Origin of the sequence: Pengzhenrongella sicca, from assembly GCF_017569225.1 — a bacterium.
Classification (GTDB): domain Bacteria; phylum Actinomycetota; class Actinomycetes; order Actinomycetales; family Cellulomonadaceae; genus Pengzhenrongella; species Pengzhenrongella sicca.
The window spans coordinates 3,987,399-4,000,500 of the sequence record NZ_CP071868.1 but is presented as its reverse complement, the minus strand read 5'-3'; the positions used below and the strand labels follow the sequence as shown (position 1 = coordinate 4,000,500).

Here is a 13,102-nt window from a genome sequence, read left to right as displayed (position 1 = left end):
TGACCGAACCCAATCTACACGCTAACGTTCCGCTCGATGGAACCATGTTCCACCCAGCGGTGACACAGGAGTCGCCGAAACCGAGACGCAGATGTCCCGGTCGCTCGTCCTGACGGCGACCTCCAGTACCGCCAGCACCTCCAGCACGTTGCCCCAGCACAGCCATGCCACGCGCTCACGCAGGTGAGCTGACGAAGGAGTCACCAGCATGAGACGCAACAAGGCCGTTTCGATCGCCGCTCTGATCGGGGCGTCGGTGCTCGCGTTCAGCGCGTGCAGCGCGGGAACCGGCGCCGCCGTGAGCACGGCGGACAGCTCGGAGGCGGCCGACTCCGGCCCCGCCGACACCGTCTTCAAGCTCGCGTTCAACCAGCAGCCGACGCACCCGCAGGCCGTCTCGCTCACCGCGATGGGCGAGCGGCTCACCGAGCGCACCGACGGCCGGTACGGCATTGAGGTCTTCCCGAACGAGACGCTCGGCGCCCAGCGCGAGACGATCGAACTGGTCCAGGCCGGCACGATCGAGATGGCGATGATCGCGGGCCCGCTGCTCGAGAACTTCAACCCCGACTTCGTCGTGTTCGACCTGCCGTTCACGTTCGACTCGCAGGCGCACCAGCGCGAGACGACGAACGACCCGGAGATCGTCTCCGAGCTGTACTCGTCCCTCGACGACCAGGGCATCCACGTGCTCGGCGCATTCCACGGCGGCGTGCGCAACATGTACAACTCGAAGGGCCCGATCACCACGCCGGCCGATCTCGCTGGCATGAAGATCCGCGTCATCGAGTCGGACACCAACATCGAGATGATGAAGCTCATGGGCGGCAGCGGAACCCCCATGGGGATGGGCGAGGTCTACACCGCCATCCAGTCCGGCGTGATCGACGGCGCCGAGAACAACGAGCTGAGCTACACGAGCGTCAAGCACTCCGAGGTCGCGCCGTACTACAGCTACACGCGCCACCTCATGCTTCCGGACTACCTGATCGTCAACCCGACGGTGCTCGCGGCGATGTCCGCTGAGGACCAGGAGGTCCTGCTCGACGAGATCTCGATCACGGTCGAGGAGGAGGGCTCGCTCTGGGAGACCCAGGTCGAGGAGGCCACGCAGCTCGCGGCCGACTCCGGCGTGAAGTTCAACGAGGTCGACGAGGCCGCCTTCGCCGCCGCGCTCGAGCCGCTGGTCGAGAGCAAGCTCGACAACGACTTCATCCGCGACATCCACGCCAAGGTCCGCGCCGCGGCCGAGTAACTGCCGCCAACCCGAAGAGGCCTGACATGACCGCAGTAAAGAACGCGATCGACCGAGCCCTGACGTGGCTGTGCGTGGTGCTGTTCGCCGCGCTCGTGCTCGACGTCGTCTGGCAGGTCTTCGCCCGCCAGGTCCTCAACAGCCCCAGTGGCTGGTCCGAGGAGCTCGCGAAGTACCTGTTCATCTGGTTGGGCCTCTTCGGGTCCGCGCTGGTGTTCGGCGAACGAGGCCACATCTCGGTCGACATCCTGGCGCGCAGGCTTCCCCCGAAGGTGCAGCTCGTCGTCGCCGTCATCGTGCAGCTGTCGATCCTCGCGCTCGCGGGGCTCGTGCTGGTGTGGGGCGGCTACCGCGTGGTGGACCTGGCGTGGGACCAGAACCTCACCGGCCTCCCGCTCAACGTCGGCCCGCTGTACTTGGCGCTGCCGATCTCCGGTGTCCTCACCGTGCTGTACACGCTTTACCACCTGATCCGGATCATCACGGGCGCCGAGCTCGCGGTGGACTCCGACGCCGAACTCGATCTCACGTAAAGGGGGACTGACCCATGGACTCCGCAGCACTCGCAGGCCTCATCCTCATCGTCGGGATCGCCGTCTTCCTCGCGATCGGCGCACCGATCAGCGTGGGCGTCGGGCTCTCCGCCGCCCTCGCCATGTTCTCGATCCTCGGGGTCGAGAACGGCGTTCTCACCGCGGCACAGCAGATGTTCCGCGGCATCAACTCGTTCGCCCTGCTGGCCATCCCGTTCTTCGTGCTCGCCGGGGTGATCATGAACAACGGGGGCATCGCCCTCCGGCTGATCAACGCGGCGAAGGTGCTCGTGGGCAAGCTACCCGGCTCGCTGGCGCACACCAACGTCGCGGCGAACGCCCTCTTCGGCGCCGTCAGCGGGTCGGCCATCGCGGCCGCCGCGGCGGTCGGCTCGACGATGGGTCCGCTGCAGGCGAAGGAGAAGTACGACAAGAACTTCGCCGCGGCGGTCAACATCGCGTCGGCCCCGTCCGGGATGCTGATCCCGCCGAGCAACCTGATGATCGTGTACTCCCTGGTGTCGAGCACGTCGGTCGCGGCGCTGTTCGTCGCGGGGTACATCCCCGGCATCATGTGGGCGCTGAGCTGCATGGTCATCGTGTACCTCTACGCCCGCAAGCACCCGGAGCTGAAGACGACCGGCAAAGTCGGCTTCGCCCAGGGGCTCAAGACGATCCTGGACGCCGTCCCGTCGCTGCTGCTCATCGCCGTCGTGATCGGCGGGATCCTGCTCGGCTACTTCACCGCGACCGAGGCCGCCGTGATCGCCGTCGTCTACTCGCTGGTGCTGTCGTTCATCTACCGCACGATCACCGTCAAGCAGCTGCCGGGGATCCTCATGGACGCGGCGCGGACCACCGCCGTCGTGACCTTCCTGGTGGGGGTCTCGACGATCATGGGCTTCGTGCTCTCGTTCGCCAAGATCCCGGCGCTCGTCTCGTCGACGATGTTCGGGATCAGCGAGAACCCGGTGATCCTCCTGATCATGATCGCGGTCGTGCTGCTCGTCGTCGGCTGCTTCATGGACGCGACGCCGGCGGTACTGATCTTCACGCCGATCTTCCTGCCGATGGTCGTGAGCTTCGGGATCAACCCGATCCACTTCGGCATCATGATGATCTTCAACCTGTGCATCGGCACGATCACCCCGCCGGTCGGCACCGTCCTGTTCGTCGGCGCCAAGATCGCCGGCGTGAGCATCGAGGCCGTCTTCCGGCGGCTGCTGCCCTTCTTCGCGGCGCTCGTGGTGGTGCTCCTGATGGTCATCTTCACGCCGGGCCTATCGCTCTGGCTGCCGACGGCGATCGGGCTCATCACCCCGTAGCACACAGGAGTTGTCACTAGGGTTAGGCGTTCGACACCACAACAGACGAAGGACACGACCGTGAGTACCGACATCGTTGCGGCAGGACCCGACGTGACGAACGCGGCCGTGTCCGAGCAGATCTCCGTGACGGCGGTCTCGAGTGCGAGCGAGAAGACCTTGCTCGTGCTCGAGGCCGCGCTCACCCACGCGCGGTTCACCGACGTCGTCGCGGCGACGGGGCTGGCCAAGGCGACCGCGCACCGCATCATCGGGACCCTCGTCGAGCGCCAGTTCGTGGCGCTGGCCGAGGACGGCAGCTACCTGCCGGGGCCGAAGAGCCTGTCGTTAGCCGCGCGGGCCTTGCAGCGCATCGACATCTCCGCGATCGCCCGGCCGTTCGTCGAGGCGCTCGTCGCACGCTCCGGCTGCACGGTCCACCTCGGCGCCGTCAACGGCGACGAGATCATCTACCTCATCCGCGCGGACTCCGACAAGCCGTACCAGATGCCGTCCCGGGTCGGGCTGGCGGTCCCGCTGCACTGCACCGGGATAGGCAAGACGGTGCTGGCCGACTATACCGACGACCAGCTCGAGCGGTTCGTCGTCCGCGCCGGCCTGCCGCGCCGCACCGAGCACACCCTGACCACGGCGCGGGCGCTGCGCGCCGAGATCGGGTCGGTGCGCGCCCTCGGGTACGCGCTGGACCGCGAGGAGAACGTCCCCGGGCTCGCCTGCGTCGCGGCCCCGATTCGCGACCACACCGGCACCGTCAAGTACGGCATCAGCATCTCGACCCTGCTCCTGGAGCACAGCCTGGAGCAGATCGAGGCGATGGCCCCCATGGCCACCGACGCCGCGGCCCAGATCTCGGCGGCCCTCGGCTACCACGCCTGAGCTGTTCCGTAGCGGCTCGTCCCTGCGCGTCCACGCCGACCGTTCGACCCGCCGTCGCCCCTCCGGGCGCACCACCCGGCGGAGCTCTGCGCACCTGACAACCGCGGCTAGACCTTTGTCCTAGTTCGCTTCCCGCGAACGGGTGCTACCTTGTTCCGTGTGCCGGAACTGAGTTCCATCCAGCACTGAAGAACTGACGTAGGGGTCAGCCTGACCGCAACGCAGACGTTCCGGCCGTACAGCGATACGACGGCACACCGAAAGCCCGGGCCTCACCGAGGACTCCCGGGTACGCACGCGCTCACCTCGTGAGCCGATCAAGGAGTTCCGGATGAGGCGAGACAAGGTCGTTTCGATCTACGCGGCGCACGTCGCCCCGTCGCTCTCCTGCGAAGAGCTCCCTGATTGCCGCTCTACCGACGCCGGTACGGGCAACGCGAGCGCCTACAAGAACGGTGAACTATGACTGACAAGATCGTCCTTCCACCCGCGGCGGCGCCCGACAGCGTCCTGCCCCCCGTCGACAAGGCGAACCTGCGCCGCGCGGCCTGGGCCGGCGGCATCGGTACGGCCCTCGAGAACTTCGACTTCACGATCTACGGCACCGCCTCGGCCATCATCTTCGGGAAGATCTTCTTCCCGAACCTCGACCCGACGGTCGGCATGATCGCGTCCTTCGGCACGCTCTTCGTCGGCTTCGGCGCGCGCCCGCTCGGCGGGATGTTCTTCTCCAAGTACGGCGACCGCCTCGGCCGCAAGTTCGTCATGGTCGCCACGCTGTTCCTCATGGGCACCGCGACCTTCGCCGTCGGCCTCCTGCCGACCTACGCCGCCGTCGGCATCTGGGCGCCGATCCTGCTCCTCATGGTCCGGTTCCTCCAGGGCTTCGGCGCCGGCGCCGAGCAGGCGAGCGGCATCGTGCTGCTCACCGAGACGGCACCGAAGGGCAAGCGCGGGCGCTACGCCTCGCTCGTCTTCGTCGGGGCGGCCGCGGGTGCGGCCACCGCCGCGATCGTCTGGATCCTCGTCCAGCGCATGTCCGATGAGGCGCTACTCTCCTACGGCTGGCGCCTGGTCTTCTTCAGCTCGATCTTCGTCACGATCGCCGCGTACATCATTCGCCGCAAGGTGAAGGAGTCGCCGGTCTTCGAGGAGCTCAAGGTCGAGGGCGTCGTCAAGGAAGAGGTCTCGCCGGTCGCGGACGTCTGGAAGAACGGCAAGAAGCACCTCGCCCGGATCTTCTTCATGAACGTCGGCGCCAACGCGCACTCGTACCTCTACCAGGTGTTCCTCGGCGCGTACCTGATCGACTACCTGGACGTCGACGCCAAGCTCATCCCGAAGTTCCTGCTCGTCGGCGCGCTGTGCGCCTGCTTCTCCGCGGTGCTCTTCGGGATCGCGTCGGACAAGTTCGGTCGCAAGCGCATGTACCTGATCACGACCGGCTTCCTCCTGCTCTTCTCGTTCCCGGCCTTCCTCATGATCAACACCGGCAACCTCGTCCTGATCTGCCTCGTCATCGTGATCGGCTTCATGGTCGCGTCGCAGGGCACGGTCGGCGTCCAGGCCGCGTACTTCCCGGAGCTCTTCGGCTCCCGCTACCGGTACGCCGGCGTGGCCCTCGGGCGCGAGTTCTCGTCGGTCTTCGGTGGCGGCCTCGCGCCGCTCATCTGCTCCGCGCTGATCAAGTGGACCACCGGCTCCTGGTGGCCCGTCGCGGTGTACATGGTCGTGATCATGGGCATCACGTTCGTCACGACGCTCTTCGCCCCCGAGACGGTCGACCGCGACCTGCTCATCGAGGAAGACGCCGTCTAGCACCACCCCGCCTGCCGTGCCGGGTGGGGGCCTGAGCCTCCACCCGGCACGGAGCTCGTCCCAGCACATCCCGAACAACCCTGTGAAGAGGTCAGTCATGGAACAGCGTTACGCCACGAGCCCCGAGCACGTTCCCGGCATGGACACCGCCGAGCTCCGCAAGCGCTACCTGGTCCAGGACCTCTTCGTCGACGACGAGGTCAAGGCCGTCTACACCCACCACGACCGCGTCGTGCTCGTCGGGCTCAGCCCCGTCACCGTCGCGCTCGAGCTCGGCACCTTCCCCGAGATCGCGAGCGAGTACTTCTTCGAGCACCGCGAGGCCGGGATCATCAACGTCGGCGGCGCCGGCACGATCACGGTCGACGGCACCGAGTACGCCCTGGCGACCGGCTCCTGCCTGTACATCGGCCGGGGCGCGCGCGCCGTCGTCATGGCCTCCTCGGGCGCGACGGGCGGCGCCGACGCGGCCCGCTTCTACGTCTTCTCCGCCCCCGCCCACACCGCCTACCCGACGACGCTCGTCGCGGCCGGCGAGGGCATCAAGCGCGAGCTCGGCGACCCGCTGACCTCGAACCGCCGCACGCTGAACCAGTACATCCACGAGAACGGCGTCAAGAGCTGCCAGGTCGTCATGGGGGTCACCCAGCTGCACCCGGGCTCCATGTGGAACACCATGCCGGCGCACACCCACGACCGCCGGACCGAGTGCTACCTGTACTTCGACCTGCCGGCCGACGCGCGCGTCATCCACATCATGGGGGAGCCCAGCGAGACCCGGCACCTCGTCGTGGGCAACCGCGAGGCCATCGTGTCCCCGAGCTGGTCCGTGCACTCCGGCGTCGGCTCGGCGAGCTACACGTTCGTGTGGGCCATGGCGGGCGAGAACCAGGCGTTCGACGACATGGACGGGTTCCCGATCGCGGACATGCGCTGAGCGCGCGGCGTCGGATCCGGTCGGGCAGAACGAGGAGGCAGCGGTGAGCACGGTGGTGAGCACGGTTCGGCACCAGGCGGCGACGAGCGCGAGCGAGAAGACCCTGCTTGTGCTCGAGGCAGCGCTCGCCGAGCCCCGCTTCACCGACGTCGTCGACGCGACGGGACTGGCCAAGGCCACCGTCCACCGCATCGTCGCGACGCTGCTCGACCGGCAGTTCCTCGCCGTGGCCGACGACGGCGGCTACCTGCCCGGGCCGAAGATCCTGTCGCTGGCGGGCACCGCCCTCCAGCGCATCGACATCTCGGCGATCGCCCGCCCGTTCGCCGACGCGCTCGTCGAGGAGTCGGGGTGCACCGTGCACCTCGGTGCCGTGAGCGGCGACGAGATCGTCTACCTGGTCCGGGCCGACTCGGACCGGCCGTACCTGATGCCGTCCCGCGTCGGCCTGGCGGTCCCGCTGCACTCGACCGGAATCGGCAAGAACGTGCTCGCGGACTTCACGGACGACCAGCTCGACCGCTTCGTAGCCCGCGCCGGACTGCCCGGCCGCACGCCGCACACCCTCACCACCCCCGGCGCCCTGCGCGCCGAGCTCGAGAGCGTGCGCCGCCTGGGCTACGCCCTCGACCGGGAGGAGAACGTGCCCGGGATCGGCTGCGTCGCGGCGCCGGTCCGGGACCACACCGGGCACGTCGCGTACGGGATCAGCATCTCGACGCTGCTCCTGGAGCACACCTTCGACCAGATCGAGGCGATGGCCCCGATGGCCGTCGCCGCCGCCCAGAAGCTCTCCACGGCCCTGGGCTTTCCCTCCTGACACCACGAGCACGCACCACCGCCCGTCCCGCACGACCGAGAAGGAGCATCACCCCATGACGAATGCCACCATCGCCAGCACCCCGGCCAGCTACGCCGAGAGCCTGTTCAGCCTCGAGGGCAAGATCGCGGTCGTCACCGGCGCGAGCCAGGGCATCGGCCTCGCGATCGCCGAGTCCCTCGCCCGCGCGGGCGCAGACATCATCGGCGTCAGCTTCGACATGCCGATGGGCGAGAGCGCCGCGCGCACCGCGATCGAGTCGCTCGGCCGGAAGTTCACGCCGCTGCTCGCCGACTTCGCCGTGCGCGAGCAGGTCACCGAGCTGGCCGCGACGCTCGCCGCCCTGGACGTCGACATCCTCATCAACAACGGCGGCACCATCCGTCGCGCGCCCGCCGCGATCCACTCCGACGAGGACTTCGACTACGTCGTCGACGTCAACCTCCGCTCGACGTTCATCCTGTCGCGCGAGGTCGGCAAGTCGATGATGACCCGCGGCGGCGGCAAGATCGTCAACACCGCCTCGCTGCTCAGCTTCCAGGGCGGCGTCAACGTGCCCGGCTACACGTCCTCGAAGTCGGCCGTCGCCGGCCTGACCAAGGCGCTCGCCAACGAGTGGGCCGACAAGGGCGTCAACGTCAATGCCGTGGCCCCCGGCTACGTCGCGACCGCGAACACGAAGGACCTGCGCGCGGACGCCGAGCGCAGCAAGGCGATCCTCGACCGCATCCCGGCCGGCCGCTGGGCCGAGGCGTCCGACATCGCCGGCGCCGTGCTGTTCCTGTGCTCGCACGCCGCCGACTACGTGCACGGCATCATCCTTCCCGTCGATGGCGGATGGCTGGCCCGCTGACCATGGCGATGCCGACCGAGCCCACGACGAGAATCGTCATCACGGAGTGCGACCACGACTCGTTCGCCCCCGAGCATGACCTAACCGACCCCGCCGGCGCCGAGCTCGTGCTCACGCAGTCGCGGTCGGCTGCGGAGCTGATCGCGAACGCGGCCGACGCCGACGCGATCCTCGTGCAGTACGCGCAGATCACTGCCGAGGTGATGGACGCCCTGCCGCGCTTGCGCGCGATCGGGCGCTACGGCGTCGGCGTGGACTCGGTCGACATCGCCGCGGCGACCGCCCGTGGAATCGCTGTGTGCAACGTGCCCGACTACGGCACGGAGTCCGTCTCCGACCACGCGATCGGCCTGACCTTGGCCGCGGTGCGCGGGATCCCGCGGCTGGACCGCGGGGTCCGGGCCGGGTCGTTCGACCTGGCTGCCGTGCGGCCGCTGTTCCAGACCCGCGGCCGGGTGTTCGGGATCATCGGTCTGGGCCTGATCGGCACGGCGACCGCCCGCAAGGCCGCCGGCCTGGGCTACGAGGTCATCGCCTACGACGTCGCGGCGACGCCCGGCCAGGTGTTCCACGGGTTCGCCGCGGTCACCCTGGACGAGCTGCTCGAACGCTCCCAGGTCATCTCGCTGCACACCCCGCTGACCGACGAGACCCGCGGGATGATCGGCGCGGCCGAGCTCGCCCGCATGCGCACCGACGCGATCCTCGTCAACACCAGCCGCGGCGGCGTCGTCGACGGCGACGCCCTCGTCGAGGCCCTGCGCGCCGGCTCGATCCTCGGCGCCGCGATCGACGTGCACGAGTCCGAGCCGCTCGCCGCCGGGCACCCCCTGACGACCTTCGACTCGGTCGTGCTGACGCCGCACCTGGCCTGGTACACAGAGGAGTCCTACGACGAGCTCAAGCGCCGCACCGTCGAGAACGTCCTCGAGGTGTGCGCCGGCCGCGCCCCGCGCAACATCGTCAACCCCGAGGTGCTCGGCACCCCCGGCCGCAACAGCACCTGCGCGCCGTCAACAGCTGTGACAGGAGACTGAGATGACCATGATGACCGCCGCCCGGTGGGTGGCCGCGGATGACGTCGAGGTTGGGCAGGTGCCGGTGCCGGTGGTGCCGGCCGGGTGGGCGCTTGTGAAGGTCGCGTACAACGGGATCTGCGGGACCGACCTGTCGATCCTGCACGGCAAGCACCCTCGGGCCACGGCGCCGCTGATCATGGGTCACGAGATGTCGGGCTGGGTCGAGGTGGCCGGCGCGACTGGTCCCGCGGCCGGGACCTTGGTGGTCGTCGAGCCCCTGATCAGCTGCGGGCAGTGCAAGGCCTGCCTGGACGGTCTCACCCACGTGTGCCGCAACCTGGGCCTGTACGGCATCGACGCGGCCGGCGCGATGGCGCAGTACGTCGCGCTGCCGCCCGAGGTGCTGCACGCGGTGCCTGCCGGCGTCGACCCGCGCACCGCGACGCTCGCCGAGCCGCTCGCGGTCGCGGTGCACGCCGTGGACCTGTCCGGCATGGCGGCCGGTGACACCGTCGCGGTCTACGGCGCGGGCCCGATCGGGGTCCTGACCGCGCTGGTCGCCCGGCACGCCGGCGCGAAGCACGTCGTGATCACCGAGCCGTCCGCGTGGCGCCGCGAGGTCGCGGCCGGCCTCGGCTTCACCGTGGTCGCCCCGGACTCGACGATGGCCGCGACCCTCGCGCCGCTGACCGGCGGCGAGGGCGCGGACACCACGTTCGACTCCGCGGCCCACCCCACCGTCGCCGCCGAGCTCGCCGCGACCACCCGCGTGCGCGGGCGCATCGTGGTCGTCGGCGTCTACAAGCAGCCCACCCCGATCGACCTGCAAGCGATCTGCTTCAAGGAGCAGACCGTCATCGGCGTGCGCGTGTACACGACCGCCGACGTCACGGCCGCGATCGACCTGATCGCGACCGACGCCCTGCACCTGGCGGCGTTCCCGACCAAGGCGTTCGACCTCGCCGACGTCAGCGCCGCGTTCGACGCCGCCACCTCCGGCCAGGACTGCCTGAAGGTCCTGCTCACCCCGCTTCCTGGAAAGGCCGACGCATGAGCGCCCCGTTCGATCTGACCGGCAAGACCGCCGCCGTCACCGGCGGCGGCCGCGGCCTGGGCCGCGGCATCACCGAGGCCCTGCTCGTCGCGGGCGCCGACGTCGTCGTGCTCGGCCGCAACGCCGTCCCGGACGACCTCGTCGCCTACGGCGCCTCCCTCGGGCGCCGCGTGCACTTCGCGACCCTCGACCTGGCCGACTCCGACGCGATCGCGGTCACCGCCGCGCACGTGCTCGCCGACCACCAGGTCGACATCCTCGTCAACAACGCCGGCACCCAGGACCGTTATCCCGCCGTCGACTTCCCCCTCGAGGCCTGGGACCGCGTCCTGGACATCAACGTGCGCGCGGTGTTCCAGCTCTGCCAGCTGTTCGGCCGGCCGATGCTCGAACGCGGCGAGGGCAAGATCGTCAACCTCGCCTCCCTGCTGTCGTTCCAGGGTGGTCTGACCGTGCCCGCCTACGCCGCGAGCAAGGGCGCCGTCGCCCAGCTCACCAAGGCGCTCTGCAACGAGTGGTCCAGCAAGGGCGTCAACGTCAACGCCGTCGCCCCCGGCTACATGGCCACCGAGATGAACACCGCCCTGCTCGCCGACCCGGCCCGGATGGAACAGCTCTCCGTCCGCATCCCCGCCGGCCGCTGGGGCCAGCCCGACGACATCGGCAACGTCGTCGTCTTCCTCGCCTCACCCGCCGCCACCTACGTCCACGGCCAGGTCCTCGCCGTCGACGGCGGCTGGCTCGCCCGCTAACCCCGACGCGCATCACCCGACCCGTGCACTCGATTCACCTTTCCTCCTAGTGAAATGGATTACCTCATGGACGTCCTTGCTTCTTTGCGCGCTGCGCGCCTTGTTCCCGTTGTCGTGCTCGACGACGCCGCCGACGCCGATTCCCTGGCTGGTGCGCTGGTCGCCGGCGGGTTGCCGGTGGCCGAGGTCACGTTCCGCACGGCTGCGGCGCGGGACTCGATCAAGGCGATGTCGGCGCGGGGGGACATCCTCGTGGGTGCCGGTACGGTGCTGACCGCGGAGCAGGTCGACCAGGCCGTCGAGGCCGGGGCGAACTACATCGTCTCTCCCGGGCTCTCGCGCGCGGTGGTCGAGCGTTGCCAGGAGCACGGGGTGCTGGCGCTGGCTGGCGCGGTGACCGCGACGGAGATCCAGGCGGCGCTCGAGCTCGGGCTGACCACGGTGAAGTTCTTCCCGGCCGGGACCTCGGGCGGCGCAGCGGCGATCAAGGCGCTCGCCGCGCCGTTCGGTCAGGTGTCGTTCGTGCCCACCGGCGGTGTCGGGCCGAAGAACCTCGCGGACTACCTCGCGCTGGCGAACGTGGCCGCCGTGGGCGGGTCGTGGATGTGCCCGCGCGACCTGGTCACGGCGGGGAACTTCGCGGGCATCACCGCGCTGACCCTCGAGGCCGTCGCGCTCGCCGCGTCGCTGACTGCGGGGAAGTGACCATGACGGTGAGCAACGGCCTGGACATCCGGCCCGCCGCCGAGTGCCGCTACGACGCGGTCTCGCTCGGTGAGGTCATGCTGCGCCTGGACCCGGGCGAGGGTCGTATCCGCACCGCTCGGTCGTTCCGGGCGTGGGAGGGCGGCGGGGAGTACAACGTCGCCCGCGGGCTGCGGCGCGCGTTCGGGCTGCGCGGAGCGGTCGTGACGGCGCTGGCGGACAACGAGATCGGGCGCCTGGTCGAGGACTTCATCCTTACCGGCGGTCTGGACACCTCGTTCATCCAGTGGGTTCCCTACGACGGCATCGGGCGCGGGGTGCGCAACGGGTTGAACTTCACCGAGCGCGGCTTCGGGGTCCGCGGCGCGGTCGGGGTGTCCGACCGGGGCAACACCGCGGTCTCGCAGCTCAAGCCGGGCGACGTGGACTGGGATCACCTGTTCGGCGAGCTCGGAGTGCGCTGGTTGCACACCGGTGGCATCTTCGCCGCGTTGTCGGAGTCGGCGGCCGAGACGGTCGTGGAGGCCGTCACGGCCGCGAAGAAGTACGGCACGATCGTGTCCTACGACCTGAACTACCGGCCGTCGCTGTGGAAGGCCATCGGCGGGCTGGACAAAGCGCAGGCGGTGAACAAGGAGATCGCGAAGTACATCGACGTGATGATCGGCAACGAGGAGGACTTCACCGCCTCGCTCGGGTTCGAGGTCGAGGGCGGGGACGCGTCCCTCGCCGAGCTCGAGGTCGACAAGTTCGCGGCGATGATCACCACGGCCGCGGCCGCGTATCCGAACTTCAAGGTCATCGGCACCACGATGCGTACCGTCCGGTCGGCGTCCGTGAACGACTGGGGCGCGATCGCGTGGTCCCCCGCGACCGGCGTCGTGCAGGCCACCCACCGCGAGCGGCTCGAGATCCTCGACCGCGTCGGGGGCGGCGACTCGTTCGCGTCCGGCCTGATCTACGGCCTGCTCGAGGGCGAACCGCTGCAGACCGCCGTCGAGTACGGCGCCGCGCACGGCGCCCTGGCGATGACCACCCCCGGCGACACGACCATGGTCACCAAGGCCGAGGTCCTCAAGCTCGCCGGCGGCGGCGGCGCCCGCGTCGACCGCTAACACCACCACCACCAGCGTCCGTACCACCAGCACGAACAGC

13 protein-coding genes are annotated in these 13,102 nt (G+C 69.4%); all 13 read left to right on the top strand.

All coding sequences use genetic code 11. The features are described 5' to 3' along the window. Positions 1–208 precede the first annotated feature (208 nt). The 13 genes from J4E96_RS18335 (at position 209) to J4E96_RS18275 (ending at position 13,062) form a co-directional block, all read left to right on the top strand. Positions 209–1,255: a TRAP transporter substrate-binding protein gene (locus J4E96_RS18335; RefSeq protein WP_227423465.1), complete on the top strand. Its 1,047-nt coding sequence runs from the start codon at positions 209–211 to the stop codon at positions 1,253–1,255. 26 nt (positions 1,256–1,281) lie between these two features. After that, on the top strand, positions 1,282–1,788 hold the full coding sequence (locus J4E96_RS18330; RefSeq protein ID WP_227423464.1) for a TRAP transporter small permease: 507 nt from the start codon (positions 1,282–1,284) through the stop codon (positions 1,786–1,788). A gap of 14 nt (positions 1,789–1,802) precedes the next feature. Further along, positions 1,803–3,113 (top strand): TRAP transporter large permease, encoded by a 1,311-nt coding sequence (locus tag J4E96_RS18325; protein ID WP_227423463.1) that lies wholly within the window; start codon positions 1,803–1,805, stop codon positions 3,111–3,113. 60 nt (positions 3,114–3,173) lie between these two features. Beyond that, positions 3,174–3,989 carry an IclR family transcriptional regulator gene (locus J4E96_RS18320; RefSeq protein WP_227423462.1) on the top strand — a complete coding sequence of 272 codons (816 nt, stop codon included), beginning with the start codon at positions 3,174–3,176 and terminating at the stop codon, positions 3,987–3,989. A 462-nt stretch (positions 3,990–4,451) separates the two neighbouring features. Then, entirely contained in the window at positions 4,452–5,807 is a 1,356-nt protein-coding gene (locus J4E96_RS18315) for an MFS transporter (RefSeq protein ID WP_227423461.1), read from the top strand. Positions 5,808–5,904: 97 nt separating this feature from the next. Beyond that, complete coding sequence (gene kduI, locus J4E96_RS18310; RefSeq protein WP_227423460.1) at positions 5,905–6,744, top strand: 5-dehydro-4-deoxy-D-glucuronate isomerase; 840 nt, start codon at positions 5,905–5,907, stop codon at positions 6,742–6,744. 43 nt (positions 6,745–6,787) lie between these two features. Continuing rightward, positions 6,788–7,564 carry an IclR family transcriptional regulator gene (locus J4E96_RS18305; RefSeq protein WP_227423459.1) on the top strand — a complete coding sequence of 259 codons (777 nt, stop codon included), beginning with the start codon at positions 6,788–6,790 and terminating at the stop codon, positions 7,562–7,564. Positions 7,565–7,619: 55 nt separating this feature from the next. After that, on the top strand, positions 7,620–8,417 hold the full coding sequence (locus J4E96_RS18300) for an SDR family oxidoreductase (protein WP_227423458.1): 798 nt from the start codon (positions 7,620–7,622) through the stop codon (positions 8,415–8,417). Beyond that, a complete protein-coding gene (locus tag J4E96_RS18295) occupies positions 8,402–9,454 on the top strand; it encodes a C-terminal binding protein (protein ID WP_227423457.1) in 1,053 nt (350 codons plus the stop codon). Before J4E96_RS18300 ends, J4E96_RS18295 begins: the two co-directional genes overlap by 16 nt. Position 9,455: 1 nt before the next feature. Beyond that, positions 9,456–10,490, top strand: coding sequence for a zinc-dependent alcohol dehydrogenase (locus J4E96_RS18290; RefSeq protein ID WP_227423456.1), 1,035 nt, complete (start codon positions 9,456–9,458; stop codon positions 10,488–10,490). After that, positions 10,487–11,242 (top strand): SDR family oxidoreductase, encoded by a 756-nt coding sequence (locus tag J4E96_RS18285; RefSeq protein WP_227423455.1) that lies wholly within the window; start codon positions 10,487–10,489, stop codon positions 11,240–11,242. Before J4E96_RS18290 ends, J4E96_RS18285 begins: the two co-directional genes overlap by 4 nt. A 54-nt stretch (positions 11,243–11,296) precedes the next feature. Then, a complete protein-coding gene (gene eda / locus J4E96_RS18280) occupies positions 11,297–11,947 on the top strand; it encodes a bifunctional 4-hydroxy-2-oxoglutarate aldolase/2-dehydro-3-deoxy-phosphogluconate aldolase (protein ID WP_227423454.1) in 651 nt (216 codons plus the stop codon). Positions 11,948–11,949: 2 nt separating this feature from the next. Beyond that, positions 11,950–13,062: a sugar kinase gene (locus tag J4E96_RS18275; protein ID WP_227423453.1), complete on the top strand. Its 1,113-nt coding sequence runs from the start codon at positions 11,950–11,952 to the stop codon at positions 13,060–13,062. Positions 13,063–13,102 lie beyond the last annotated feature (40 nt).

Excerpts from the sequence above, each read along its gene's own strand:
- J4E96_RS18330 (WP_227423464.1), top strand. The coding sequence starts at position 1,282 with ATGACCGCAGTAAAGAACGCGATCGACCGAGCCCTGACGTGGCTGTGC.
- J4E96_RS18295 (WP_227423457.1), top strand. The coding sequence starts at position 8,402 with ATGGCTGGCCCGCTGACCATGGCGATGCCGACCGAGCCCACGACGAGA.
- eda (WP_227423454.1), top strand. The coding sequence starts at position 11,297 with ATGGATTACCTCATGGACGTCCTTGCTTCTTTGCGCGCTGCGCGCCTT.
- J4E96_RS18315 (WP_227423461.1), top strand. The coding sequence starts at position 4,452 with ATGACTGACAAGATCGTCCTTCCACCCGCGGCGGCGCCCGACAGCGTC.
- J4E96_RS18285 (WP_227423455.1), top strand. The coding sequence starts at position 10,487 with ATGAGCGCCCCGTTCGATCTGACCGGCAAGACCGCCGCCGTCACCGGC.
- J4E96_RS18335 (WP_227423465.1), top strand. The coding sequence starts at position 209 with ATGAGACGCAACAAGGCCGTTTCGATCGCCGCTCTGATCGGGGCGTCG.
- J4E96_RS18275 (WP_227423453.1), top strand. The coding sequence starts at position 11,950 with ATGACGGTGAGCAACGGCCTGGACATCCGGCCCGCCGCCGAGTGCCGC.
- J4E96_RS18300 (WP_227423458.1), top strand. The coding sequence starts at position 7,620 with ATGACGAATGCCACCATCGCCAGCACCCCGGCCAGCTACGCCGAGAGC.
- kduI (WP_227423460.1), top strand. The coding sequence starts at position 5,905 with ATGGAACAGCGTTACGCCACGAGCCCCGAGCACGTTCCCGGCATGGAC.
- J4E96_RS18290 (WP_227423456.1), top strand. The coding sequence starts at position 9,456 with ATGACCATGATGACCGCCGCCCGGTGGGTGGCCGCGGATGACGTCGAG.
- J4E96_RS18325 (WP_227423463.1), top strand. The coding sequence starts at position 1,803 with ATGGACTCCGCAGCACTCGCAGGCCTCATCCTCATCGTCGGGATCGCC.